27 protein-coding genes and 1 pseudogene are annotated in these 26,089 nt (G+C 56.6%); 6 read left to right on the top strand and 22 right to left on the bottom strand.

The window, feature by feature from the left end:
• Positions 1-15 precede the first annotated feature (15 nt).
• The 5 genes and pseudogenes from BB497_00730 to BB497_00710 all read right to left on the bottom strand — a co-directional run bounded on the left by BB497_00730 (position 16) and on the right by BB497_00710 (position 4,727).
• Entirely contained in the window at positions 16-1,389 is a 1,374-nt protein-coding gene (locus BB497_00730; GenBank protein ID AVI61329.1) for a Trk system potassium transport protein TrkA, read from the bottom strand.
• 137 nt (positions 1,390-1,526) lie between these two features.
• A pseudogene (locus tag BB497_00725) lies at positions 1,527-1,709 on the bottom strand (hypothetical protein).
• 49 nt (positions 1,710-1,758) lie between these two features.
• Complete coding sequence (locus BB497_00720; protein AVI61328.1) at positions 1,759-3,093, bottom strand: 16S rRNA (cytosine(967)-C(5))-methyltransferase; 1,335 nt, start codon at positions 3,091-3,093, stop codon at positions 1,759-1,761.
• Entirely contained in the window at positions 3,090-4,076 is a 987-nt protein-coding gene (locus BB497_00715; protein AVI61327.1) for a methionyl-tRNA formyltransferase, read from the bottom strand. The genes BB497_00720 and BB497_00715 overlap by 4 nt, the downstream gene beginning before the upstream one ends.
• 138 nt (positions 4,077-4,214) lie before the next feature.
• Complete coding sequence (locus BB497_00710; protein ID AVI61326.1) at positions 4,215-4,727, bottom strand: peptide deformylase; 513 nt, start codon at positions 4,725-4,727, stop codon at positions 4,215-4,217.
• A 190-nt stretch (positions 4,728-4,917) separates the two neighbouring features.
• On the opposite strand from BB497_00710, the gene BB497_00705 reads away from it, so the two are divergent.
• From BB497_00705 to BB497_00685, 5 genes are all read left to right on the top strand, one after another.
• A complete protein-coding gene (locus BB497_00705) occupies positions 4,918-5,967 on the top strand; it encodes a peptidoglycan-binding protein (protein ID AVI61325.1) in 1,050 nt (349 codons plus the stop codon).
• Positions 5,968-6,002: 35 nt separating this feature from the next.
• A complete protein-coding gene (locus tag BB497_00700) occupies positions 6,003-7,124 on the top strand; it encodes a DNA protecting protein DprA (GenBank protein AVI61324.1) in 1,122 nt (373 codons plus the stop codon).
• 68 nt (positions 7,125-7,192) lie between these two features.
• Positions 7,193-7,747 carry a tRNA threonylcarbamoyladenosine biosynthesis protein RimN gene (locus BB497_00695; protein ID AVI61323.1) on the top strand — a complete coding sequence of 185 codons (555 nt, stop codon included), beginning with the start codon at positions 7,193-7,195 and terminating at the stop codon, positions 7,745-7,747.
• A gap of 40 nt (positions 7,748-7,787) precedes the next feature.
• A complete protein-coding gene (locus BB497_00690) occupies positions 7,788-8,720 on the top strand; it encodes a coproporphyrinogen III oxidase (protein AVI61322.1) in 933 nt (310 codons plus the stop codon).
• A gap of 9 nt (positions 8,721-8,729) precedes the next feature.
• On the top strand, positions 8,730-9,554 hold the full coding sequence (locus BB497_00685) for a shikimate dehydrogenase (protein ID AVI61321.1): 825 nt from the start codon (positions 8,730-8,732) through the stop codon (positions 9,552-9,554).
• A gap of 123 nt (positions 9,555-9,677) precedes the next feature.
• Here BB497_00685 and BB497_00680 read toward each other — a convergent pair whose 3' ends face one another.
• Together BB497_00680 and BB497_00675 are read right to left on the bottom strand one after the other, a co-directional pair.
• The gene (locus BB497_00680; protein AVI61320.1) at positions 9,678-9,935 is read right to left on the bottom strand and encodes a hypothetical protein; all 258 of its coding nucleotides are present in this window, start codon (positions 9,933-9,935) and stop codon (positions 9,678-9,680) included.
• A gap of 22 nt (positions 9,936-9,957) precedes the next feature.
• Positions 9,958-10,761 (bottom strand): peptidase, encoded by an 804-nt coding sequence (locus tag BB497_00675; GenBank protein ID AVI61319.1) that lies wholly within the window; start codon positions 10,759-10,761, stop codon positions 9,958-9,960.
• 98 nt (positions 10,762-10,859) lie between these two features.
• Here BB497_00675 and BB497_00670 point away from each other — a divergent pair, with 98 nt between their 5' ends.
• On the top strand, positions 10,860-11,729 hold the full coding sequence (locus BB497_00670) for an AAA family ATPase (GenBank protein ID AVI61318.1): 870 nt from the start codon (positions 10,860-10,862) through the stop codon (positions 11,727-11,729).
• A 65-nt stretch (positions 11,730-11,794) separates the two neighbouring features.
• On the opposite strand, the gene BB497_00665 is transcribed toward BB497_00670, so the two are convergent.
• From BB497_00665 to BB497_00595, 15 genes are all read right to left on the bottom strand, one after another.
• Positions 11,795-12,409 carry a hypothetical protein gene (locus tag BB497_00665; protein AVI61317.1) on the bottom strand — a complete coding sequence of 205 codons (615 nt, stop codon included), beginning with the start codon at positions 12,407-12,409 and terminating at the stop codon, positions 11,795-11,797.
• A gap of 187 nt (positions 12,410-12,596) precedes the next feature.
• A complete protein-coding gene (locus BB497_00660) occupies positions 12,597-14,000 on the bottom strand; it encodes a ribosome biogenesis GTPase Der (GenBank protein AVI61316.1) in 1,404 nt (467 codons plus the stop codon).
• Entirely contained in the window at positions 13,997-15,178 is a 1,182-nt protein-coding gene (locus BB497_00655; GenBank protein AVI61315.1) for an outer membrane protein assembly factor BamB, read from the bottom strand. Before BB497_00655 ends, BB497_00660 begins: the two co-directional genes overlap by 4 nt.
• On the bottom strand, positions 15,178-15,837 hold the full coding sequence (locus tag BB497_00650; protein AVI61314.1) for a hypothetical protein: 660 nt from the start codon (positions 15,835-15,837) through the stop codon (positions 15,178-15,180). Before BB497_00650 ends, BB497_00655 begins: the two co-directional genes overlap by 1 nt.
• Positions 15,838-15,923: 86 nt before the next feature.
• On the bottom strand, positions 15,924-17,219 hold the full coding sequence (locus BB497_00645) for a histidine--tRNA ligase (GenBank protein ID AVI61313.1): 1,296 nt from the start codon (positions 17,217-17,219) through the stop codon (positions 15,924-15,926).
• 83 nt (positions 17,220-17,302) lie between these two features.
• The gene (locus tag BB497_00640) at positions 17,303-18,418 is read right to left on the bottom strand and encodes a 4-hydroxy-3-methylbut-2-en-1-yl diphosphate synthase (GenBank protein ID AVI61312.1); all 1,116 of its coding nucleotides are present in this window, start codon (positions 18,416-18,418) and stop codon (positions 17,303-17,305) included.
• 8 nt (positions 18,419-18,426) lie between these two features.
• Positions 18,427-19,362: a cytoskeleton protein rodZ gene (locus BB497_00635; GenBank protein AVI61311.1), complete on the bottom strand. Its 936-nt coding sequence runs from the start codon at positions 19,360-19,362 to the stop codon at positions 18,427-18,429.
• A 40-nt stretch (positions 19,363-19,402) separates the two neighbouring features.
• Positions 19,403-20,134: a type IV pilus biogenesis/stability protein PilW gene (locus BB497_00630; GenBank protein ID AVI61310.1), complete on the bottom strand. Its 732-nt coding sequence runs from the start codon at positions 20,132-20,134 to the stop codon at positions 19,403-19,405.
• 175 nt (positions 20,135-20,309) lie between these two features.
• Positions 20,310-21,494, bottom strand: a complete 1,185-nt coding sequence (locus tag BB497_00625) for a 23S rRNA (adenine(2503)-C(2))-methyltransferase (protein ID AVI61309.1) — start codon at positions 21,492-21,494, stop codon at positions 20,310-20,312.
• Between the two features lie 84 nt (positions 21,495-21,578).
• Positions 21,579-22,004, bottom strand: coding sequence for a nucleoside-diphosphate kinase (locus tag BB497_00620; protein ID AVI61308.1), 426 nt, complete (start codon positions 22,002-22,004; stop codon positions 21,579-21,581).
• A 165-nt stretch (positions 22,005-22,169) separates the two neighbouring features.
• Entirely contained in the window at positions 22,170-22,496 is a 327-nt protein-coding gene (gene iscA, locus BB497_00615; protein AVI61307.1) for an iron-sulfur cluster assembly protein IscA, read from the bottom strand.
• Positions 22,497-22,553: 57 nt separating this feature from the next.
• Positions 22,554-23,729, bottom strand: coding sequence for a cysteine desulfurase IscS (locus BB497_00610; protein AVI61306.1), 1,176 nt, complete (start codon positions 23,727-23,729; stop codon positions 22,554-22,556).
• A gap of 25 nt (positions 23,730-23,754) precedes the next feature.
• Entirely contained in the window at positions 23,755-24,222 is a 468-nt protein-coding gene (locus tag BB497_00605) for a Fe-S cluster assembly transcriptional regulator IscR (protein AVI61305.1), read from the bottom strand.
• A gap of 77 nt (positions 24,223-24,299) precedes the next feature.
• Positions 24,300-25,178, bottom strand: coding sequence for a serine O-acetyltransferase (locus BB497_00600; protein ID AVI61304.1), 879 nt, complete (start codon positions 25,176-25,178; stop codon positions 24,300-24,302).
• 167 nt (positions 25,179-25,345) lie between these two features.
• Positions 25,346-26,089: an RNA methyltransferase gene (locus BB497_00595; protein ID AVI61303.1), complete on the bottom strand. Its 744-nt coding sequence runs from the start codon at positions 26,087-26,089 to the stop codon at positions 25,346-25,348.

Genomic DNA, 26,089 nt, shown 5'->3' with positions numbered 1-26,089 from the left:
TAGTAAGAACATTGCCTAGAAGAACGTTAATCCCACTTGAAATAGCCGCTCCACATCACGGATTCGCCGCTTATCGACCACAAACAGAATGATGTGATCGCCGCTCTCTACCATCACATCGTCGTGGGCTATGAGGACCTCTTTGCCACGCACAATGGCACCAATGGTGGTGCCTTCGGGTAGATCAATGTCATGAATCGTGCGGCCGACGACCTTGGAAGACTGTTTGTCGCCGTGGGCAATAGCTTCAATGGCTTCTGCGGCACCCCGGCGCAGCGAGTGTACGTTAACAATATCGCCCCGGCGCACGTGAGTGAGCAGGCTGCCAATGGTGGCCTGCTGAGGGGAGATGGCAATATCAATGTCACCGCCCTGAACTAGATCAACGTAGGCTGCATTGTTGATCAGCGTGAGCACTTTCTTCGCTCCAAGGCGTTTGGCCAGCAGCGACGACATGATGTTGACCTCGTCGTCGTTGGTCAGGGCACAGAAAATATCGCAATCCTCGATATTTTCCTCTTCCAGCAGCCGTTTGCTGGTGGCACTGCCGTGGAGTACCACGGTGCGGTCAAGCCGCTCAGAGAGCGTGGTGCAGCGCTCCAGGTTGTGTTCAATGATCTTCACCTGGTGGGTGTGCTCCAGGTGCTCGGCGAGGCGTTCACCGATATTACCGCCGCCGGCGATCACCACCCGGCGGAAATCACGCTCGACGCGGCGCAGTTCGCTCATCACCGCGCGGATATCCCGCCGTGCGGCGAGAAAGAACACTTCATCGTCGGCTTCAATGACCGTATCGCCACGGGGAATAATCGGCCGGTTGCGGCGATAGATGGCCGCTACCCGGGTATCCACGTTGGGCATGTGCTTGCCCAAGAAGGCGAGGTCTTGCCCTACTAGTGGGCCGCCGTAAAACGCTTTAACCGCCACTAGCTGCACCAACCCACCCGCAAACTCCAGCACCTGCAGAGCACCTGGGTGCTCAATCAGGCGGCGCACGTGGTCGGTCACCACTTGCTCTGGGCTGATCAATACATCAATGGGGATCGCTTCGTGGGCAAACAGGCCTTTGCGGGTTAGGTAGGCCGTGGCGCGCACGCGGGCTATTTTGGTGGGGGTGCGAAACAGCGTATGGGCCACTTGGCAGGCGATCATGTTGATTTCGTCGGTGTTGGTCACCGCAATCAGCATGTCGGCGTCTTCACAGCCCGCTTGGCGAAGCACAATTGGATAAGAACCTGCACCGGTAACGGTACGAATATCCAGCTTGGTGTGCAGTTCGCGTAGTTTCGCTCCGTCGGTATCGACGACGGTAATGTCATTTTCCTCGCGGGCAAGATGCTCCGCCAGGGTGCCGCCGACCTGGCCGGCGCCAAGAATGATGATTTTCATTGCTGAGCATCGGTTCCGTTGTAAGCGCCAGCGCGTCTTGCCACTGGATAATGTGTGTAAGTGTGCGCTGCAATAAAGACGGCGGCCAGTGTAAACCAGCCGCCGTCAAAAAGCAGGTAGCGCTTACTCCAGTGTAAAACGGTGACTTGCCAGTGGGCAACGCGACCATCTTCGATATGGCCACGGGTGTCGGTGACTTCTAGCCAGCGCATGTGCTTCACTGTCTCAGAGGCTTTAGCCACTGCGTTCTGTACGGCATCCTCGATGCTTTTCTCAGAGGAGCCGGTTAGCTCAATGTGCTTGTAGGTGTGATGACTCATGGTGTCTCCATCCTTGTCATGAATTCACTGCCTTGGGTGAAGTAACCGCTTAGGCAGGTTGCTTCTCTAGTCTGGCATAAAAAAAGCCATCGTGACTGCCCTGCTCTGGAAAGAGCTGACGACCTTCGCCGCTTGGGATGCCCCAGGCCACGTCGCTGGGCGTGGTGACCTTGGCATCCGGTGTGCGGGCAATGAAGGCGTCAATTTGGTCGGCGTTCTCTGCGGGTAGTACAGAGCAAGTCGCGTAGAGCAGCGTGCCACCGGGGCGCAGCAAGGGCCAGAGATTATCCAACAACTGCTGCTGCAGCTTCGCGAGTTGACGAATATCCTCTTTGCGGCGCAGCGTTTTAATATCTGGGTGGCGGCGAATAACCCCGGTGCCGGAGCAGGGCGCGTCGAGCAAGATGGCATCAAACGAGGTGCCGCTCCACCAATCTTGCTGGGTGGCATCGGCATGCTGTAGCTCTGCCGTTAGCCCTAGACGGTTGAGGGTATCATCCACCCGGCCTAAACGCTGGTTATCGCTATCAATGGCGGTTAGGGCAATATCGAACTGCTCTAGCAAGTGGGCTGTTTTACCCCCCGGGGCGCAGCAGGCATCCAACACGTGGGCGCCAGGGCGCGGCGCAAGAGCGGGGCCAAGCAGCGCAGCAGAGAGTTGGGCCGCTTCATCTTGAACGCTCACATGGCCTTGCTCAAACCCTGGCAGCACGGAAACATCGCAGGGGGTATTAAGCGTGATGCCGTCAGGCGCATGGGGGCATAAATAACCGCTTAGCCCTTGTTCAACCAGTTGCGCTAGGTACGCTTCGCGGTCGTTGTGGTGCTGGTTAACCCTTAGCGTCATGGGCCCCGGCTCATTATTCGCCTCGGCAATGGCGCGCCACTGGTCGGGCCAAGCATCCCGCAGGGCGGTTAGCAGCCAAGGGGGGTGCTCTAGCGCAACGTGCTCTTCGCGGTCGACATCCGCCTGGAGTTCCTCGGCTTCCCGCTGTAGACGGCGCAGGCAACCGTTAAGCACGCGGGTAGCCCACTCTTTGCCCAGCAAGCGCGCAGCGCCCGCGGTTTCACCCACCGCGGCGTGAGCAGGGATGCGCATATACAGCAGCTGATAAATACCGATGAGCAACAGCGCGTGAACGTCGCTGTCGCGCTTTTTAAACGGCTGCTTAAGCAGTTTGTTAGCGAGGGCTTCCAAGCGGGGCAGGCGGCGGCAGGTGCCGTAGCACAACTCTTTCAGCAGGCCACGGTCGCGGGCGACAACGCTATGTTCATCAAGCCCGGCGAGTGAGCCTTTGTCAGTAATAACGGGGACTAACGCACGGGCGGCAGCAGCGCGCACCTCTTGGCCACTGCCGCCTTTTGCGGGACGCTGTTGGCTCATTGATTAGCTCCTTGTTGAGGTGCGGGCAGCCCAAGCTGGGCGCCAGTCGTTAGGGGTGTTTGGCGGGCATTGAGCAGGTCACGTACGGCCATGGCTTTGCCCCCCGGTAGTTGCGCGCGGCTAACACAAAGCACTTCTTGGCCCTGTTCGCCGCAGGCAATACGCAGGTGATCCTCGCCATGTTCAAGCAGCGTGCCGGGCAGTGAGGACGGCTGTTCGCTGGATTCAACACTGGCCATTAATAAACGTAGGCGGTCATTACCCAGCGTGCACCAGGCCACCGGCCAGGGATTAAAAGCGCGAATCTTACGCGCTAGCTGTTCGGCGGGCTGGTGAAAGTCTAGCTCGGCTTCCGCTTTACTTAGCTTGGCTGCATAGGTCACGCCCTCTTCGGGCTGTGGAGTGGCGGTTAGGTTGCCGCTATCCAGTTCGTCTAACACGTTAACCAACGCGTTTGCCCCTTGGATGGCGAGCCGGTCATGCAGCTCACCGCCGGTGGTACGCGCGGTGATCGGCGTTCGTACTTCATAAAGCATTGCGCCGGTATCGAGCCCTGCATCCATTTGCATAATGACTACACCAGAGGCGCTGTCGCCGGCTTCAATAGCCCGCTGAATAGGCGCCGCGCCGCGCCAACGGGGTAATAACGAGGCATGTACGTTGATACAGCCTAATCGCGGCGTATCCAAAACGGCCTGGGGCAGCAGCAAGCCGTAGGCAACAACGACCATCACGTCAGCTTCCAGCGCCGCTAATTCGGCTTGGGCGTCCGCGTTTTTTAAGCTGGCAGGTTGATACACCGGTATTTCATGCTCAAGGGCAAGTTGCTTGACCGGGCTAGGGGTAAGTTTGCGTCCTCGGCCTGCAGGGCGGTCAGGCTGGGTATAAACTGCTACCACCTGATGCTGGCTCTCTAACACGGCGGCGAGGCTTGAAGCGGCGAAATCAGGCGTGCCAGCAAAAACAACGCGCAACTGAGACATGGGCGTGACTACCTAACAGTAAAGGGGGGGGGGCGTTTAACAGTTAAAGGCCGAGCAGCGAACGCAAAAGCCACATAATAACAAGTGGGCTTGTTTATAGCGTGGCCGCTCGGCCGGGGGTAACGCATTGGTATCAGCTTAAGCGTCCTGCATTAGCTTGTGGCGTTTTTGCATTTTTCGCAGCACCCGGTCACGCTTGAGTGGCGATAAGTAGTCAACAAACAGTACGCCTTCTAGGTGGTCATACTCATGCTGAATACAGTGTGCCAATAGGCCGTCAGCCTCTAACTCATAGGGCTCGCCGTTTCGGTCAAGCGCATTGAGCTTTACCTTGAGAAAACGCGGTACTTCGGCGTAATACTCAGGGATGGACAGGCACCCCTCGGAGAGCGGCTCTTTCTCTTCACCCATCGGCTCGTAGCGTGGGTTGATAAGCACCAGCGGCTGGGAGTTATCGTCGCTAACATCCATCACTACCACGCGGCGATGTATATCGATTTGCGTGGCCGCAAGACCGATACCCCGTGCGTCATACATGGTCTCCAGCATATCGTCGACGAGCTGGCGAACCTCATCGTCAACGGTTTCCACCGCTACCGCCTTGGTACGCAGGCGCTCGTCGGGGAATTCGAGAATAGGAAGTTTGGCCATGGCGTTACAATCACCGTTAAACTGAGTCTTTAATGTAAAGGCCTCGCCACCTGTGTCGGCGGGCCTATGTGCATTACTATAAGTGGTTTACTAACAGCCATCATATCATGCTGTCGGTCTTACTGGGCTCGTGCGTTCCTCGCTGCGGCCTTGCGTATCACTTCACCAGCGACTGCCTAGGGAGAACAGGATGGCGGCAAGAAAGCCTCTTTATTATAGCGTCTTTGGCGCCCTACTAATGTGTATAGCCCTGCTGGTGAGTCATCCAGTTTTAGGCTGGGAGCGGCTGCGTAGCGACGCGCCGGAGCGGTATGAAGTGGTTCGCGGCGATACGCTGTGGGGTATTTCTGCGCGCTATTTACGTTCCCCCTGGCAGTGGCCTGAACTTTGGCAGGCCAACCCGCAAATTCGCAACCCCCATCTTATTTACCCAGGCGATGTGCTGGTGCTAGGCCGTTGCCAGGGCGCCCCCTGTTTAACGTTAGAGCGGGGGCAGAGTGTGGTAAAGCTGACCCCCCAAATGCGCACCGTACCGGAACGGGAAGCGATTGCTCCCCTGCCCATGGACGTTGTGCGGGCTTTTTTGCGCGAACACCGAGTGCTGGAGGAGGGTGAGTCGCTGCGGGAGCTGGCCTACGTGGTGGGTGGGGAGAACCGACGCTTGATTAGCGGCGCAGGGGACACGCTCTATGTTCGGGGGGAACTTCCCGCGAGAGCACGGCTGGGCATTTATCGCCAAAGCGACCCCTATCTTGCCAATGACGGAACACCGCTGGGTATTGAAATGATCAACATTGGCGAGGCGCGCCAGCTAAGCAGTGAAGGCGATATTGCTCGGGTAGAAGTGTTGAGTGCCTATCAAGAAGTACGTAATAACGACATTCTGATGGCGCTTGAAGATCGTGAGCAAGAGGAGATCTTCCAGCCTCGCGCACCGTTAAATAGTCTGTCTGGTCATATTATTGCAGTTCCTGGGGGCGTGCGTTTTATTGGGCGCTTGCAGGTGGTGGCGGTAGACCTCGGTACTCAAGACGGCCTTCAGCCAGGACACGTGCTGCGGGTAGACCAGCAGGGGGAGTTGGTTAATGACCCGCGTACTGACGAGCTTATCCAACTGCCTGCAACAGAAGCAGGCCAAGTGATGGTCTTTAAGCCTTACAACCGCGTGAGCTATGCCTTGGTCATGCAGGCATCGAATGTACTTACCGTGGGTGATGTGGCACGTACACCGGTTAGATGAAACGTTACTAAAGAGCAGCGAAGAGGAGGTTGAGTATGGATGCCAAGGAGTGGCTGGTAGTGAATGCCCTGCCCGGTATGGGCGCCCACCGTATTACTCAGCTGGTGGCTCGCGGGCCACAGTGGCCCCAGGGCTGGCTGGCGGCGCTGCCCAGCGCGGCAGCCACGGCGCTGCGCTTATGGCTTGAACATCCAGAGCGCAGCCCGCTGCAATCTGTGGTAAACGACACCGAAGCCTGGCTCCAGGCTGGCCCTAATCGTCATCTGCTCCACCGTGACCACCCCGCGTGGCCCACGCTACTTAACCAGCTACCCGACCCGCCCGTCGTGCTTTGGGCCCAAGGCGATCTAAGTGCGCTAGAGGGCCCCAAACTTGCGATGGTGGGAACGCGAAGGCCTACCTCAGAGGGCAGCGGTAATGCCCAAGCGTTTGCCCGCGAACTTGCCCAGCGTGGCTGGTGCATTGTTAGCGGCATGGCGCTGGGAGTCGATGGAGTCGCCCAGCGCGCTGCGCTGGCGACCGGTGGGCACTCAATTGCGGTATTAGGCTGCGGCGTTGATGTCATTTATCCCGCCCGTCATCGAGATTTATACGAGCAGTTAAGCACCGCGCCAGGTGGGTTGCTGCTTTCCGAGCATCCGCCGGGAACGGTTGCCCGCCCGGCATTCTTCCCCCGTCGTAATCGAATTGTCACCGGCCTCAGTTTAGGCACGTTAGTGGTAGAGGCGACCGAGAAAAGCGGTTCACTGGTGAGCGCTCGTTTAGCCCTTGAGCAGGGGCGCGAGCTGTTTGCCTTGCCAGGGTCGCTGCATAATGTGCAGGCGCGCGGCTGTTTGCACCTGCTACGTACCGGCGCCACACTTGTACGCCATGTGGACGATATACTTGAAGAACTGCAGCACTGGGCTAGCAGTTTTTTACCGCCTGAGCTGAAACCGGTTGCCGACGCTACGGGCGTTGTTGAGACAAGCGGCACTGTACCGCCCGCTGACCATCTATTGAGCGTCTTAGGTACCTCGCCAACGCCAATTGATGTGCTGGTTCAGAGTACTGGCGTCACGGTAAGCGAGTGTCAGCAGCGGCTATTGATGCTAGAGCTAGAGGGCCATGTTACGCAGCAGGCAGGCGGTTGGGTGCGTTTGGCACGGCCATGGTAGGATGCCACTAGCTGATTATTTTCACTGGCTGAGCAGTGGCAGGTCATGATTTTTCACGAGGAGCATCTATGGAATCAGCTGAATTAAAGGCGGCAGTGAGCGCGCTGCGCTCGGGAGGCGTTATTGCATGCCCCACCGAAGCCGTATGGGGGCTTAGCTGTGACCCGGATAACGATGAAGCGCTGGCGCACTTAATGCGTATGAAAGCGCGTGACCCTGCCAAAGGAGTCATTCTGGTGGCGGCCAGTATTTATCAATTTCAGCCCTGGTTAAATCAGCTGCCGCTTGCCCTTCATGCCCCCTTAGCCGCTAGTTGGCCAGGGCCCAATACATGGCTGGTGCCGGATAATGGCCGCAGCCATGGGCTTGTGCGTGGCGCTCATCAGTGCGTGGCGCTGCGGGTAACCGACCATCCTCTGATGAAAGCATTATGCGAAGCGTTTGGCGGGCCGCTGGTCTCCACCTCCGCTAACCGCGCGGGAGACCCGCCTGCCATGAGCGCTGAAGAAGTCGCCTCGATATTTGGTGATGACGTCGCTGCTATCGCACCCGGTGCATTAGGTGGCAACGCTCGCCCAAGCACCATTCGTGATTTAGTCACTGGCAAGGTGCTTCGCCAGTAAACGCAGCGGCTCACTCAACCTATTTACCCTGGGAGTTAATGTGGCACACGAGCACCTAGACGACGTTAAACACTACCTGTTAGACCTGCAGGAACGGCTATGTGCCGGCCTTGCCGCCGCCGATGGTCGTGCCAGTTTCAAGGAGGATAGCTGGGAGCGTGAGGAGGGCGGCGGCGGGCGCTCTCGGGTGATTGAGCATGGCGCTGTGTTTGAAAAAGGCGGTGTGAACTTCTCCCATGTGTTTGGTGCAAAGCTCCCGCCCTCTGCCACGGCGGTGCGGCCTGAACTTGCTGGGCGCAGCTTTCACGCGGTAGGTGTTTCCTGGGTGCTGCATCCTGAAAATCCCCATGTGCCTACGAGTCACGGCAACGTGCGCTTTTTTATTGCTGAAAAGGCAGGCGAACCCCCCGTTTGGTGGTTTGGCGGCGGGTTTGACCTGACCCCTTACTACCCTGTGTTTGAAGACGCCGTGCACTGGCATCACGTGGCAAAAACCGCCTGCGCGCCCTTTGGTGAAGAGATTTATCCTCGCTACAAAGCGTGGTGCGATGAGTACTTTTACCTCAAGCATCGTGATGAAACCCGGGGCGTAGGCGGGCTGTTTTTTGATGATTTAAATGAAGGCAGCTTTGAGGACTGTTTTGCCTTTCAGCGAGCCGTTGGCGATAGTTTCTTAGAGGCTTACCTACCCATCGTTGAGCGGCGCAGAGAAGATGCCTGGGGAGAACGAGAGCGGGACTTCCAGCTTTACCGTCGCGGTCGTTACGTGGAGTTCAATCTGGTCTGGGACAGAGGCACGCTGTTTGGCCTGCAAAGCGGCGGTCGCACTGAGTCGATATTAATGTCGATGCCGCCATTAGCGCGTTGGGAGTACGCCTTTACGCCCGAAGCGGGTAGCCCAGAGGCGAAGCTTAATGAATACCTAGTGCCCAGGGATTGGCTTGCTGAAGCCGCCCAGCAGGGCGAGACATAAGGAGGCTCTATGGCTGACCGTTATTGCGTCTTTGGTAACCCTATCAAACACTCTAAATCATCGCTGATTCACGGGGAGTTTGGTCGCCAAACCCAGCAGCCCATGACCTATACCACTGAGCTTGCACCGTTGGACGGGTTTGCTGCGGCATGGCAGGCGTTTGTGGAGCAAGGCGGGCGCGGGGCGAATGTGACCGTGCCCTTCAAGGGTGAGGCTTTTGCACTATGTGACACCCTTAGCCACCGTGCCAAACGTGCTCAGGCGGTCAATACCCTGATCGCGGGGGGCAATGGCCGTACCTATGGCGACACCACCGACGGCATAGGGCTTGTTCGTGACCTGGCTTACCACGGCGTGCCCATTCAAGATAAGCGCGTGCTGGTCATTGGCGCGGGTGGTGCCCTACGTAGCGTGCTGGAACCGCTGCTGGCTGAAAAGCCCCGCGAGCTGGTGGTGGTGAATCGCACCGCAGAGAAAGCCAGCCAGTTGGCGCAGGACTTTGCTGACCTGGGCCCGGTGAAAGGCGGTGGGTTTGACACCATAGAGGGGCAGTTTGATCTGGTTATTAATGGCACCAGCGCCAGTCTTACCGGAGACTTACCGCCGCTGCCTGACCTGCTTTTTACCCAGCAGGCCTGGGCTTACGACATGATGTACGGCAGCGAGCCAACGGTCTTTTTACAGTGGGCGGGACCCCGTGGCGCCAAGCTGCTGGATGGGCTAGGTATGCTGGTAGAGCAAGCTGCTGAATCGTTTTTTCTGTGGCGTAATGTACGCCCGGACACCGCGCCAGTGCGCTCGCAGCTTAGGCAATCGCTAAATTTTAGCGATTAGTGCTTCTATCGATTAGTGCTGCTGTTGATGAAGGCGTTGATCGACAAATGGCAGTGCATGATAAGTAACGGGGGCAGCTTGGTTAGCTGCCCCCGTTACTGTTGCTGGCGTTATTATCCGCGATTAACGGCGTTTGGTGTAAAACCCTACCATGCACATAACCAGCCCCAACACAGACACTAGCATGCCGCCGTTGACCAGTAGCGGCGAGCGCTCAAGCCAGGAAACAAAAGGCTGCGGCGTCTCACGGCAGGTGCTTTCCAGGTAATCCCAGTAGCCGCCGTCAAGCTGGCAGGCGCGTACATCGCCCAGTTCCCAAAAATAGACGGCCATCAGGACCAAAATGGGCAGGACAAGCAGTAGTAAACCAATTCGAATCATTCAAACCTCTAGCGTAGGCCGCTCAGGGACGCGGGCAGTTGGGCGTGCGGCCGCTGTTGCGTGCCTGTTCATAATTTGCCAGCGCTTGATCCATATTCGCTTGAAGCCCTTGGATTCGCTGGCCTTGGCTTGGGTGGGTAGACATCCAGGCGGGCGGTGCGCCACCGCTGGAGGCCGCCTGCATATTCTCCCATAGCGTGACGCTTTCCCGAGGGTCGAAACCGGCCTGGGCCATCAGCTGTAGGCCGATAATGTCGGCTTCACTTTCATGGCGGCGTGAGAAGGGGAGCGCAATGCCATACTCTGCCCCCATGCCTAGCACGCCCATTAATTGCTGGCCCCCGGGGGTCTGCATGCCTGATGTGCTGGAAATGACCGATAAGCCCAGTGACGTCGCGCTTTGGGTAGAGGCGCGCTCGTTGGCGTGGTTAGCGATAACGTGGCCTATCTCGTGGCCTACCACAGAGGCAAGCTGATGCTGATTGGTGGCTATATTTAACATGCCCGTGTTGACCCCCATATAGCCGCCGGGTAGCGCAAACGCGTTCGGCTGCTCAGACTCGAAGACACGGATTTGCCAATCGAGGTCACGCTGTTCAGCGGGGAGTACGTCAACAATCGCATTGGTTATACACTGAACATAGCGGTGACTTGCCTGATCAGCGGTAGGCACATCTTGTTGATACTGAGCAAAGGCTTGTTGACCCATTTGGTTCAACTGATCATTTGAAAGCAGTAACAGCTGTGATCGGCCGGTTGGGGAGGTGGCGCACGCCGCTATAGAGGCACACAGCGCAGTAATAGCCAATGGACGAAGCCAACGCATAGACGGTTTCCTTATACGAGTAGAGATCCTTGCCGACAAGATAACTACTGTCGGTGGTAAATCAAACCTTTCTATCATAACGCACTCCGAGGACAACGATGGATGCTGAATTGAGCCAGCGCATTACGCGCCTGTTAGATCATGTCGACCACTGGCTGCCGCCTGCACCCACGCCGGTGGATTGGAACATTCATGTGGCGGCGATTTGGCAGCGCCACCCCTTGGGTGGGTGGCTGGTGCCGGTACCACCACGCGATGCGCTGACATTGGACGACCTGCTGGGTATTGAGCGGCAAAAATTGGCCCTCATTGATAACACGCGGGCGTTTCTACAAGGACACCCCGCTAATCACGCGCTGCTATGGGGTTCTAGGGGAAGCGGGAAGTCATCCATTATACGCGCGCTGCTTAATTCGCTGGCTGAGGAGGGGCTGCGGTTGATCCAAGTGGATCGTCACGACCTTTGCAGCCTTCCTCTGCTGGTAGAGCAGTTGCGCCATATGCCACAGCGCTTTGTGGTGTATTGCGATGACCTCTCTTTTGAGGGCAACGATGACGCTTATAAAGCGCTCAAAAGCGTGGTGGACGGTGCCTTAACTGGGCCGCCCGAGAACGTCTTACTCTATGCAACTTCCAACCGTCGCCATTTGCTGCCGGAATCGATGGATGACAATAGCGGCAGCCGCTTGGTTGGCGAGGAGCTGCATCATGGCGATGCGGTGGAAGAGAAAATTTCGCTCTCAGACCGGTTTGGGCTATGGCTTGGGTTTCACCCCTTCAGCCAAGCGACGTACCTTGAGGTGTGTGAGCACTGGGTTAGCCACCTTGGCAAACCCCAGGATTGGAACGATACGACAAAAGCAGAGGCCGTTCGTTTCGCGACATTGAGAGGAGGGCGTAGCGGTCGAACCGCCTGGCAATTTGCGGCCCACTGGGTAGGCCGCAAGCGGCTGCAAGAAAAGAGATAGCCTGATAATACCAGCGCCTCTTAGCTTGCCCTTTTTAAATCGTTCTCTTAAACCGCCCTAAGCCATTAGCGTTGGGGAACGAGCTGACCATCGGCCCCAACGTTTAGGCGAATGGTAGGTGTGAAGAGGCCTGATGGCAGCGTCATGCCTAAGCCGCGCAGATCCCCTGGTGTAATGGCTAGCTCGCTGCCGGCCGGTAACTCCCCCTGAGATGCTAGTTGGCTAACCAGCTCTAGCATTGGCGTCATACGCTGCGGGTCGGTTGCGAGAATGTCGAAGGCAACAGGCAGGCGTAATTTAGCATCGTCGCCGGGGGTCAGCGTGACATCCTGCTGGTATTGTCCCTTGACGGGGTCGACTCCCGGCATATCCAGCGTCCAGCGAAAGCCCGACATCTCAACCGCAGGCATGCCCGCGGGTAGGCCTAAACCCATCGCCAGCGTGGCCTGAACGGGCAAACTGCCCGTGCCTAGGCTAGAGGCTATCAAGCTGGTCAAATCGCTGGTATCGAGTCCAGCCTGAATGTTATAGGGGCCAATACGCACCTCTTCAATGCCCAGTGAGGTAACGGCTAAGCGAAAAGCAAACAAACCCGTTTGGGGTAGCGCCAGGCAGCCAGTTAAAAGGCTTGCCATGGTTAACATCGCAAATCCGCGCCAGCGGCTAACGGCCGTTATCATAAAACTCCCTCCTAGGAAGGGCTAAGAATTCAGGGTGAGGCAGTGCTGAAAAGCGCGGCTATTTGAGGGCTAGCGCGAACGTCTGTCAAGCTAATTTACGAGCGCTAACTTATAACTAAAAACGCCCGCTGAAGAATTCAGCAGGCGTTGTTTATATCAGCCTAGATGATGTCGCCGGCATTAAGGCCTAGCGGCGGCTTTTACGCGCTTCTTTGGTGCGGTTAAGCTCGCGCTTTTTAGCCTTCTCTTTATCGCTGGCGCCCGCCATATGGTCGAACGGATTGTCGCCCGTACGGAATTCAAAGCGCATAGGTGTGCCGCGTACCTTTAACACTTTACGAAAGGTGTTGGTCAGGTAGCGGCGGTAAGCCTCAGGCAGCGACGCGGTCTGGTTGCCGTGTACCACAATGATAGGCGGGTTGCTGCCGCCCTGGTGGGCCATCCGTAGTTTGATCCGCCGCCCGTTGACCATCGGCGGTGGGTGCTGGCTTACCGCATCTTGCAGCAATGTGGTCAGCCGGTTGGTTGACCAGTGTGCGTTAGCGGCGTTAAAGGCGCGTTCAATCGAAGGGTATAGATCACCCACCGCCGTACCGTGCAGAGCCGAGATAAAGTGTATCTCGGCATAGTCGGCAAAGCCTAAACGGCGTTTAATTTCCGCGCGCATCTTCTCTTTGGCGTCGCTCTCAAGGCCATCCCACTTGTTTATGGCTAGCACTAGCGCTCGGCCAGTGGTTAGCACGTAATCCAGCAGGTGCATGTCTTGTTCAACCAAACCGCTGCGTGCATCGAGTACCATCACTGCAACATGGCACTCTTTGATCGCGTCGAGGGTTTTGATGATCGAGAACTTTTCGGCGATTTCGCGCACGTTCTTACGACGCCGAATACCGGCAGTATCAATTAATACGTAAGGTTTGCCATTACGCTCGAAGGGTATTTCGATGGCATCCCGGGTGGTGCCGGCTTCATCGAACACCACCACGCGCTCTTCGCCAAGCAGGCGGTTGACTAGCGTGGATTTACCCACGTTCGGGCGGCCAATCACACCAATACGAATCCCTTTACTGCCCGTATCGGCAGGGATGCTGGCGTCGCGCTCAGGGAACGGCTCTAGTACGGTATCGATTAGCAGCGATACGTTACGCCCGTGGGCGGCAGCGATGGGCCAGGGGTCACCCAGGCCAAGCTTCCAAAAGTCAGCCATGGCCGAGTGCTCTTCCAAGCCATCGGTTTTATTCACTACCAGCCAGGTTTTTTTCTGGTTTACACGCAGGTGATTGGCAATGGCCTCGTCAGCGACGTTTAGCCCTGCCCGGGCATCAACCAAAAACAGCACGATATCGGCTTCATCAATAGCAGCTAACGACTGCTCCGCCATTGCGGCATCGATGCCTTCTTCATCACCGCTAATGCCGCCAGTATCAATGACGGTGTATGACTTGCCGCCCAACATGCCATTGCCATATTTGCGGTCACGAGTGAGGCCAGGAAAATCGGCCACGAGCGCATCACGCGAACGCGTCAGGCGGTTAAACAGCGTCGATTTACCCACGTTGGGTCGACCGACTAAAGCAATGACGGGTGTCATGGAGTTATTTCCAGGGTTTCCAGGCGACCATTATTCGCCTGAACATGAATGATGTTGCCTTCAGTCACCGGGCGTACGCTAATACCTGAACGGTGCACGCGGGTGCGGCCGACGATATCGCCTTCACGCGCATCAAGTAGATGCAGGTAACCTTCAAAATCGCCAAATACCAGGCGTCCATCCGCGAAGGCGGGCGCCGTTAGCCAGCGGTCTTCCAGGCTGTTGTTGCGCCAAATTTCTTGGCCACTGTTAGCATCCAGAGCCACCACGTGGCTGTTGTCGGTGACCACAAACAGCAGGTTGCCTACCAGGATGGGCGTGTGACGGCTAGACAGATTGCTTTCCCACAGCACACCCCCTTGGGTAGCTTCCAGAGCAACAACGCGGCCATTATAGCTGGTCACAAATAAGCGGCCGTCCGGGCTCAGCACTGGCTGGCCGGATAGGTCGACCAAGCGCTCAACTTCACTGCGCCCCCGTGGTGTGGCAATTTGCATGTCCCACAGTGGCTGACCATTACGGTTATCCAGTGTGGTTAATCGGCCATTGGCCATGCCAACAAAGGTAACCGGGTCGATGGTCATGGGTGTGCCGGTGCCGCGCAGCGTCAACGCTGGCTGCGAACTGGTATACACCCAGCGCTCTTCACCGCTAGCACGGTCTAGCGCGGTTACTTGACCATCAATGCTTTGTACTAACAGTAATTGCTGGTTAGCCTGGGGGGCGGCCAGAACTTCGCTGGCGACCCGTGAACGCCAGCGAACGCTGCCATCACGCTGGTTAAGCGCGAACACTTCACCGTTGCGGGTGCCTAGGTAGAGGTTGCCTGCCACGGCATTCAAAGCGCTTGAGATAGGCGTGTCCAGCTGGGTCTGCCACTCACGCTCACCGCTGTCCGCATTAAGCGCCATCACCAGGCCTGTAGCGTCAGCAGCAAATACCGTATCGCCTTCACGGGTGGGGGCGATGGGGTAGCGTGCGCGGCCTAGACCATCGCCTACGTTTCTACGCCACACGCTGTCCAGCGATGAGGTCTCTTCAAAACTGCGTAACTCTTTAGGCGTATAGGCGGGTTCGCCTTTGTTGGCACATCCCGCTAGTAATGCTAAGGCAACAGCGCCTAGCGCCACGCGCAGTAGCTGCTTGGAAAAAAGCGGTTTTGTCAGGCTGATCGTCATTATTGTGTCGCCTCCTCGGCGCCGAGATCGTCAAGCTTAAACTGTACGCCGTAGAGCGCTTGGTTACGGGCTTGGGCCAGCTCTAACGCAGTTTGCCAAGCGTCACGCGCTTGCTCTGTATCACCTAACGCCGCATAGGCGTCGCCCCGTATATTGGCTTGCTGGGCGGCGAGCGACTCTGTGATTGGCTCATCAAGCAGGCTAAGCGCAGCTTCAGGGTTGCCTTCAGCGACTTCGATACGCGCTAAGCGCAGCCAGGCAAGGCTTTGTACATAGCGGCGCGACGACCTGTCGGCGACGTTCTCTAGAGCGGCCTTGGCGTCTGCCAGGTTGTCTTGCTGTACGGCAAGGCGAGCGTCCAGCAGTAGCGCAAGCTCGGCATAAAGCGTATTGCCATGATCGTCGTTAATCTCGCTGATTAACGCGCGGGCGGTGGCCAGTTGATCCTCTTCTAAAGCGTTACCAGCCGTCATGTTCACAAGCTGTTGGTAACGCGCAGAGGCGGCTTCGGCCTGTCCTTCCTGGTAGTTTTGCCAGGCGTTCCAACCAAACACCCCCGCTGCTGCGAGAACGGCGCCTGCAATAAGAGAGGTTCCGTTCTCTTTCCACCAGCGCTTGATGACATCAAGCTGCTCTTCTTCGCTTCTCAGCTCCGCCACGGGCGGCCTCCTGTGCTATGGCATAGCCGCATAGGCGGCTAGCAAGTATTCATCTGCTGTTTCGGCATTGCGTCACAGCAGTAGGGTTAATGGGAAACTAGTTCGCCAAGCGTAGCCGCAAGCTCGTCGCGGGCCACGCGTTGCTGCTCGCGTGCTTCGCGCAGAAACTTAAGCGTAACGACATTTGCCGCCATCTCATCTTCGCCCAGTAGAACGGCAATGGGGGCGCTGCTTTTGTCGGCTTTTTTCATTCGGCTCTTAAAACTGCCACCCCCGCAGTGTAGCTGCAACCTGAGGGCCGGAAGCTCGCTGCGCAGCTGTTCTGCTAGGGTAAGTGCGGCCACCGTGGCGTTGTCGTCCATGGGTAAAAGATAGACATCGCAGCCGCCTAACGCAGCGTCAGGCACTAAATTGAGCGTTTCCAGCAGTAGCACAAGGCGCTCGATGCCCATGGCAAAGCCCACCGCTGGGGTAGGTTTGCCGCCTAGCTGCTCTACCAAACCATCATAACGCCCGCCTGCGCAAACGGTGCCTTGGCTGCCCAGTGCGGTAGTTGTCCACTCAAACACCGTGCGGCAGTAGTAGTCTAGGCCGCGCACAAGGCGAGGGTTGACCACGTAAGCAATATTGGCGGCATCCAGCATCGCTTTCAGCTGCTCGAAATGCTCCTTGGATTCGTTGTCAAGATGGTCCATCAGCTGCGGGGCAGCATTAAGCATCTCGGCCATTGCCGGGTTCTTCGAATCAAGAATACGCAATGGGTTGCTGGTCAGGCGGCGCTTAGAGTCTTCATCCAGCACGTCGTGGTGCTGCTCGAAATAGGCCACCAGTTTCTCGCGGTAGGCGGCGCGGGCTTCTGTGGAGCCCAACGAGTTCAGTTCTAGCGTTACGTGTTCCAAAAGGCCCAGCTCACGCCATAGGCGGGCTGAGAGTAGGATCACTTCCGCATCTATGTCGGGTCCTTCAAAGCCATAGGTTTCGACACCTACTTGGTGGAACTGGCGATAGCGGCCCTTTTGCGGACGCTCATGGCGAAACATCGGCCCCTGATACCAAAGCCGCTGGGTTTGGTTGTAGAGCAGGCCATTTTCCATGGCAGCACGCACACAGCTTGCGGTGCCTTCAGGGCGAAGCGTCAGGCTATCGCCATTGCGGTCGTCGAAGGTGTACATCTCTTTTTCGACAATATCGGTCACTTCGCCAATAGAGCGGGCGAAGAGCGCGGTTTGCTCGACAATGGGCGTGCGAATTTCATCAAAGCCATAGCGATGCATTAACTGACGAACGGTGGTTTCAAAAAATTGCCAGCGAGGACTGTCGCTGGGCAATAGGTCGTTCATTCCACGAATCGCTTGAATCTTTTTGGCGGTGGACTTACTCAATGAAAACTCCTTGTATGGGAGGCAGCCCGGGACGCACAAGTTAACTGAACAGTGCGCTCCGGGCTGGGCAGTCTGGCTCGGCGTTAAACGCTGCGAGCGATCATATCGTCTTGCTGCTGCTGTTTTTGACGTACTTTTTCGCGGATCAGCTTTTCAAGGTCATCGACAAGGTGGTCGTTACGCAGCTTGCTGGCGGGTTTGCCATCGATATAAACGAGGTTGGCAGGAGAGCCGCCGGTTAAGCCAATATCGGTCTCTTTGGCTTCGCCGGGGCCATTCACGACACAGCCGATAACGGAGACATCCAAGGGCGTCATCACGTCTTCTAAGCGCTCTTCGAGCTGATTCATGGTGCTGATAACGTCGAAGTTTTGCCGTGAGCAGCTGGGGCAGGCGATAAAGTTGATGCCTTTAGAGCGCAGCCTCAGGCTTTTGAGCATATCAAAACCGACTTTTATTTCTTCAACCGGATCTGCCGCCAGGGAAACACGAATGGTGTCGCCAATACCGTCCATCAGCAGCATGCCGAGCCCGATAGACGACTTGACGGTGCCTGCGCGCAAACCACCCGCTTCGGTAATGCCCAGGTGTAGCGGCTGCTCGATACGCGTAGCTAAGTCACGGTAGGCCGCCACAGCCATAAACACATCTGAGGCTTTAACGCTGACTTTAAAGTCAGCAAAGTCCAGGCGGTCGAGGTGGTCAATATGACGCATGGCTGATTCTACCAGCGCGGCGGGGGTAGGCTCACCGTACTTTTTCTGCAGGTCTTTTTCTAAAGAGCCTGCGTTAACACCAATGCGGATTGGAATGCCGTTATCACGGGCTGCACTGACGACTGCGCGTACCCGATCTTCCCGGCCGATATTGCCGGGGTTGATGCGCAGGCAGTCAACACCCAGTTCGGCAACGCGCAAGGCGATTTTGTAGTCGAAATGTATATCGGCCACTAACGGTACATCGACGAGCTTTTTGATCTGGCCAAAGGTTTCAGCAGCGTCCATATCAGGCACGGAAACGCGCACAATATCGGCACCGGCTTTTTCCAACTGTTGAATTTGCGCCACGGTGGCTGCGACATCAAGCGTGTTGGTATTGGTCATGCTTTGGACAGCGATAGGTGCATCGCCACCAACGGGTACCTTGCCAACATGAATTTGGCGAGAAAATCGACGTTTAATGGGAGAAGGGGCGTGCATAAGACGTGTCACTCTCCTAAGGTGAAGCGGGCAACATTATTGGCACCGGCGCGTTGAGGAAGGTCGATGGCTTCGCCTTGGTAGCGTAGCTCTACGCCCGTTGCGTTGCCGATCGTTAACCGAAATGGAGGCTCCCCTTCTACACTGGCGGTAGTGCCGGGCGTCTGGAGGCCGACAAACACCCGCTGGTTGCTGGCATCAAAAATCTCAGTCCAAGACTGTTCGTTAAATGTCAGCTCCAGGGTGTTGGGCGCGGCGGCAGGGGGAGCGGCTTCTGCTGTAGGCTCCTCTTCGCTGGCATCGCTCGCGGGTGTGCTACTACCCGCAACCACCATGGCGGCTGCTTGTGTGGCTTCATCCGTCACCTCTGCCATGGGCGCGGGTGATGTCTCAGCCTCTTCTTCCGTTAGTTGCGGTGCTGAGGCTACTGCCGGCTCACTGGTTGGGGTTGGCTCGCGCTCAGCGGTAGCATTAAGCGCTTCTTCTTCCTCTACCGATGGGGAAGCGCCCATGCTGGGTGGCTCACTGCCCCCACGGCTTTGCCACCACATTACGGTAACGGCAATTAAACCAACGATTACTAGCAACGTGACAAGCTTAAATAGCCAGGCGCCCACTTTGGAAGGGGGGCGGCTAACGGAAACGGGAGCAACTTTGCGTTCCGTATCGATGCTGCCATTTTGCACTTGATAAGCATCGAGCACTAAGCGGTCGTCCATGCCTAAATACCGGGCATAAGCGCGTAGGTAGCCTCGTCGATAGGCGGTGACCGGAATCTCAGCGTAGTTGTCTTGTTCCAGCCCTTCCACCACAGCAGGGCGCAGGTTGAGGGCGCGTGCAGCATCAATTAGGGGAACGCCAAGCGCTTCGCGTTGGCGTAATAGAAGCTCACCAGGGGAGCTGGTGTCAGCGGTAACGCTATCGTGTAACTGTGTGTCGCTCATGGCTGAGCATCCTTCAATAAATAGGTGATCAGGGCATCAGTTAATTGGTATTCAACATGCGCTGGTAATCGGCAGCCGCGGCGTGGTCGCCTCGGGCATGGGCGAGGTCAATCGCCATTTCCAGTGCTGCTGGGTCTGGTCCGGCTAGCTGCAAATAGCTCTGCAGTGGCGCCCAGGCTTGCTCATAATTACCCTGAGAAACTTCAAGTTCGGCTAACATGAAATACCCACGCGGGTTGCGTGGGTCGATACTTTGCGCCCGCTGAAAGCCTTCGCGGGCGCTATCAAATTCTTCCAGCGCCACATAGCACTGCCCTAAGTTAGTAAATAACTGGGCTCGGTTGGCGTACTGGGCATCTTGCGATGCAATTTCTAACTGTTCACAAGCCGCTGCAAACTGTGCCCGTTGATAGAGAAATGCGGCGTAGTTGTTGCGCGCTCGGGTAAACGAGGGTGCTGCATTAACGGCTTGCTCAAAGTAGCGATTAGCAAGTTCGTTCTCTCCTTGCTGCTGATAGACCAGCGCAAGGGCCTGAAGTGCCTCAGCGTGACGAGGATTAATTTCCAGCGCACGATCAAGAGCGCTCAACGCGCGGGGAAGGTTATCGCGCTCTAAGTAAGCGACCCCTAGCTGGGTATAGGCTTCAGCTGCATTTTGGCCGCCTTCGACCGGGGCGTTGCTTGGCGTAGCGCAACCGGTTAGCAGCATGCTGCTGATAAGCACACACAGCATAGATGCCCTAGATGGGAAGCGCCTGCAAAGACCGGTCATGTACACCCTCTTGATGGTTGCCTTTACTAAATGCCGCTGAAAACGGTTGATTCTAAATGACGTGTCTTTAAATGCCGTAAATCTTAAAACGGTACTGTTGGCGGTCAAGCCCCTGCCGCCAACAAAACGAATCCATCAAAGCGCTGTGTTCAATGGAAGTCAAGGTCACCAGCGTCTAGTCCGCATCTAACTGCACGGATTGAATGTAGCGTGCGCTGCGCTTGGTGCGATCTTTGACGCGTCCGACGAGCTGGCCGCAAGCCGCATCAATGTCTTCACCTCGCGTAACGCGAACAGTGGCGTTGTAACCTTGATCATAGAGCCACTGCTGAAAGCGCATGACTTGGTTGCGCGACGGTGTTTCGTAGCCGGAATTAGGGAACGGATTAAACGGTATGAGATTGATTTTGCAGGGCAGCTCTTTCAGCAGTGCAGCAAGCTGCTCGGCATGCTCCTGCTGGTCGTTAATGTCACGGATCAGCGTATATTCGATTGTGACCTGGCGGTTGTCAGGACATTTCGATAGGTACCGGTGGCAGGCATCCAGAAGTGCACGAATGTTGTACTTGCGATTAATCGGTACGAGTTCGTTACGCAGTTCATCGGTGGACGCATGCAGCGAAATAGCCAGGCTGACGTCCATCTCATCACCCAGCTTATCGATCATCGGTACAACGCCGGAGGTTGATAGCGTTACCCGGCGTTTGGAAAGCCCATAGCCGTTATCGTCCAGCATTAGCTTCATTGCGGGTACCACATTGTCAAAGTTGAGCAGTGGTTCACCCATGCCCATCATGACGACGTTAGTAACTGGACGATTGGCAGTGTCGCGGCGTGGCCCGACGCTGCGCTGGGCAACCCATACCTGGCCAATAATCTCAGCCGCGGTCAGGTTGCGCTGGAAGCCTTGCTTGCCGGTGGAGCAGAAGCTGCAGTCCAGCGAGCAGCCCACCTGGGAAGAGACACACAGTGTGCGCCGCTTACCGTTTTCAGCGGGGATCAGCACTGTTTCAACGTAGCTGCCATCTTCCACCTCTAGCACCCACTTGCGCGTGCCATCGCTTGAGGTGCCTTCGTAGACAACCGACGGGCCACGAATCTCAGCCACCTTCGCTAATTTTTCCCGTAGCGGCTTTGATAAGTTAGTCATCGCTGCGAAGTCATCGCTGCCTTCCTGGTGTATCCACTTCATCACCTGGGCGGCGCGGAACTTCTTTTCGCCAATGGACAAAAAGAAGGCTTCCATCTGCTCGCGGGACATGCCGAGCAGGTTCTGGCGCTCTATCGCGGGATTAGCGGTAGGCGCACGTTCAGTTGTGGAGTGGGGGGCAGGCGTATGTTGAGCTACGGTGGTGGTCATGGCGGTCAGCGTTCATAAAGAGGCGGGGGCGAGGCCCCCGCAAAAATGGCCGGCAACGGGTGTTGAAACGGCGGCGCGAAGTGCTTAGCGCGGGCAGATTTCGTCGTTACCGAAGAAGTAGCTAATTTCACGCTCAGCACTTTCCGCAGAATCAGAACCGTGGACAGCGTTAGCGTCGATAGTTTCCGCAAAGTCAGCGCGGATAGTGCCAGGAGCCGCTTCTTTCGGGTTGGTAGCGCCCATCAGTTCACGGTTTTTAGCGATAGCGCCTTCGCCTTCCAGCACTTGAACAACGACCGGGCCAGAGGTCATGAAACCTACTAGGTCTTTAAAGAAAGGACGCTCTTTGTGCTCGGCGTAGAAACCGCCCGCTTTCTCTTCAGAAAGGTGGGTCATTTTAGCGGCAACGACGTTCAGGCCAGCTTTTTCAAAGCGAGCAATGATGTCACCAATCGCGTTTTTAGCGACGGCATCGGGCTTGATAATCGAAAGAGTGCGTTCAGTAGCCATGCAGAGTTCTCCTTAATTGAGATAAGCAAAATTGCCGCCCCGGAAAGCCGAGGCGGCGCAGGAAAAGTGATTCGGTACGCGTGCAAAGGTATCACTGGGTACCGAGTGGCCGCGATTATAGCGTTTCCCGGAGGGGATGAATACCGGTGATATTGCCCGGAGAGCTTAAACAGTAAAGCTTTCGCCACAACCGCACTGATCTTTAACGTTAGGATTATTGAAGCGGAAAAAGCGGTTAAGCCCTTCGCTCACATAATCCACTTCGCTGCCATCCAGCATTTCTAGCGCATCAGGTGCAACATAGACGCTGGCGCCATGCTCCTCAAAGCGCACTTCGTCGGCGGTGGTCTCATCGGCAAAGTCGAGCACGTAGCTATAGCCGGAACAGCCGCTGGGTTTAACAGATACACGCAGGCCGAGCCCTTGGCCGCGTTCGTCTAGTACGTGACGAATCTGCTGGGCGGCTGCGGGGGTAATGTTGAGAGTTGCCATTTGGGCGTCCTCCTTGAAGAAGTCTTAAGTAGAGAGCCAGGAGAGAGCATTGGCTATTTAACGCGCTGTGGCGCGTAGTCCGCTCACCGCATGACGAATAAGGCTTAACGCATGGTCAATATCTGCGCTGTGGGTAAAGCGGCCAAAACTAAACCGCAGCGATGAAAGGGCAAGTGAGCGGGGTGTGCCAATACCTAGCAGCACATACGAGGGGTCAACGCTTGCAGAGTTGCAGGCTGAGCCGGTGGATACGGCGACATCGCGTAGCGCCATCAGAAGGGCTTCACCATCAACCCCTTTAAACGCAAGGTTCAAAATATTGGGCACCGCGTGCTTCAGCGGGGAGTTGGCGACAATGCCGTCAATGCCTTCCAAGCCGGTTAAAAACCGCTCGCGAAGTTGTGCGACGTGTGCTTGGTCGGCTTGATGCTCGCGCTGTATGAGCGCAAAGGCTTCCCCCATTCCGGCGATTTGGTGGGTCGGAAGGGTGCCCGAGCGCATGCCCCGCTCGTGCCCGCCGCCATGGATCAACGCTTCAACACGAATATCTGGGTGGCGTTTAACGTAGAGCGCGCCGACCCCCTTGGGGCCATAGGCTTTGTGGCCAGAAAGCGACATCAAATCGATGCTCTGCGCCACCACATCAAGGGGAACCCTACCCACCGCTTGAGCTGCGTCAGTATGAAACGCGGCACCAAATTCGTGGGCAACCGCGGACAGTGCGGCAGTATCGTTAATGCTGCCCAGTTCGTTATTGACCGCCATCAGCGACACCAGTGCGGTGTCATCACGCATCGCGCTGCGAAGCTGCTCGGGCGTTATGCAGCCGTCGCGCCCTGGTGTTAGCCAAGTGACCTCAAACCCTTCGTTTTCAAGCGCCTTAGCCGTATCGACAATCGCTTTATGCTCGATGAGGGAGGTTACCAAGTGCATGCCGCGTTCACGGTTAGCACGCATAAAACCAATCAGCGCTAAGTTGTCGGCTTCGGTGGCGCCACTGGTCCAGACAATTTCACGCGGGTCAGCGCCAATAGTATCTGCCACTTGGCGCCGTGCCTGCTCAACGACTTGTTCAGCCTGCCAGCCGAGCATATGACTACGCGAGGCGGGGTTGGCAAACAGCTGATCAACCGTCAGGTAGCGCTGCATGACCTCGGCCACCCGAGCATCAACCGGCGTCGTGGCGGCGTAGTCTAAGTAAATCGGCAGCGAAGGTGAGGTAGTCGTGGTCATGGGTTCCAGCGTGCAGGTTGGGCCTTCAGGGGGATGAGGCAAGAATGCCAGCATCTACGCGATGTTGTTGCCGGGAAGCAATACGTATTACATCGGGGCGCTGCATCAACTGGGCAAGGGTAATGTCGTCAAAAAAGCTGCGAATTTGCCCAGAAAGCTCACACCACAGAAAGTGGGTTAAGCAGGTATCGCCCTGTTGGCAGTCGGATAGTCCTTGACAACGTGTGGCATCAACGGTTTCGTTCACGGCGTCGATAACTTGCGAGACGCTGATCTCTTCAGCGGGCATGGCCAGTAAATATCCGCCGCCAGGCCCGCGTACGCTGGTAACCAGCCCTGCACGTCGTAAGCGGGCAAATAGCTGCTCCAAATAAGAGAGGGAAATCTCTTGGCGTTGCGAAATATCGCTCAGGCTAGTGGGCCCGTGCTGCACATTAAGTGCCAAATCAAGCATGGCAGTGACAGCGTAACGGCCTTTTGTGGTCAAGCGCATGACAGGAACCTCGACGCTGAGCCATCAGCGTGCTCACGGCAAATGTACAGCCATTATGGAAATCCTGAGTGCTTTGGTCAACTATTGCGCGTGGTCGACGTATCAGAAGATGAATGGGGGGCTGTGTCGTTGGGCTGATTGCGCTGATGTCTGCCTAGCCCTGGGCAGCCGGTATCGTTTTCGTCGAGAATGTCGGCAAAATCTTCATCCCGCAGTTCAGGTAGCTGGCCATCCCGGTAGCTTGCATCCAATTTGCGCAGTGTGGAGCACATGCGCTCAATGCGCTCATCCACGGCATGCATGTGGTCCAGCATCGCCTGCATGGAGCGGGCAACGGGGTCGGGCATGTCCTGACTAACGCCGTAAGCATCGAAGCCAAACTTTTGGCAAATAGCTTCTCGGCGAGCAGGGTCCACATCCAGTGCTTCCTCTACATCCGGGTCAGCACGCTTAACAATTTTGCCAGGAATACCTACCACGGTTGCACCCGGAGGTACTTCTTTTGTTACCACAGCGTTTGAGCCAATTTTAGCCCCCGCACCGACGGTGAACGGGCCAAGAATTTTGGCACCCGCGCCGACAATCACGCCATCTTCCAGGGTTGGGTGGCGCTTGCCCTTATTCCAGCTGGTGCCGCCTAAAGTGACCCCTTGGTAAAGCGTTACGTTATCGCCTACTAACGCTGTTTCACCAATCACCACGCCCATGCCGTGGTCGATAAAAAAGCGCCGGCCAATGGTAGCGCCTGGGTGAATTTCTATACCCGTAAGCCAGCGGGAAAACGTCGAGATTGTGCGGGCTAGCCACTTGAGGTTTTTGTTCCATAGCCAGTGGCCGCAGCGGTGCAGCAGCAGCGCATGCAGGCCAGGATAGTTGGTTAACACTTCCAAAAAATTACGGGCCGCAGGATCGCGGTCGAATACGCTATTAATGTCTTCACGCAGGCGTTGAAACATGGGTGATCCTTGGGCGTTAAGGGCGGCAGCGTCGCATCAGTGGGTTAACCGTCATAAGTTAACAGCAATAAAAAAGCGTAATGGAATAACGTTAGCAGGAAGGCGATGTTGGGGCGCGAAGCCACGACTTCAAGTTTAGGTCATTCTGGTTAGTTCAGCGGCTATCACTATGGCTGCTGCCGATCTGCTGCTTTTTCGGTGGCTGATAGAATGCCGCGCAAAATATTCATTTCCATTTTTTCTGGACGGGCGCGTAAGTATAAGCGGCGCAATCTTGCCATTAACTGGCGCGGCTGAGCCGGGTCGTGAAACTCAATCGCAATGAGGGTGCGCTCTAAATGCTCGAAGTAACGCTCCAGTTCTGCGTGAGTCGCCAGCTCGTCCTCATTATCGCTGACTGGCTCTGGTGTCGCTTGGCTTAACCACGCCATGCGGCATTCGTAGGCTAATACCTGAACGGCTGCTGCTAAGTTGAGCGAACTGAAATCAGCGTTGGTGGGGATATGCACATGGGCATGACAGCGCTGTAGCTCGGCGTTGGTTAAGCCGCTGTCTTCACGGCCAAATACCAGCGCGACGTGGGCGCCTTCCTGGTGGCATTCGCTCGGTAGGCGCTCGGCCAGCTCGCGGGGTGAAATCATTGGCCAGGGGAGGGTGCGCGAGCGCGCGCTGGCGCCTACGGCCAAGGTGCAGTCAGCAACAGCATCCTCAAGAGTGGCGTGAATCACCGCTTGATGAAGCAGGTGGTCAGCGCCAGAGGCCCGGGAGATGCTGTCCTGGGTGATCACCTCGCAGCGAGGAGCTACCAAGACAAGGTCGGCCAAGCCCATGTTGTGCATAGCGCGTGCTACGCCGCCAATATTGCCGGGATGGCTGGTGCCGATAAGAACAATACGAATGCGCTCAAGCAT

Origin of the sequence: Halomonas sp. GFAJ-1, from assembly GCA_002966495.1 — a bacterium.
Lineage (GTDB): Bacteria > Pseudomonadota > Gammaproteobacteria > Pseudomonadales > Halomonadaceae > Vreelandella.
Note: the sequence above shows the minus strand (reverse complement) of the source record. Positions and strands in the feature narration are given on the sequence as shown.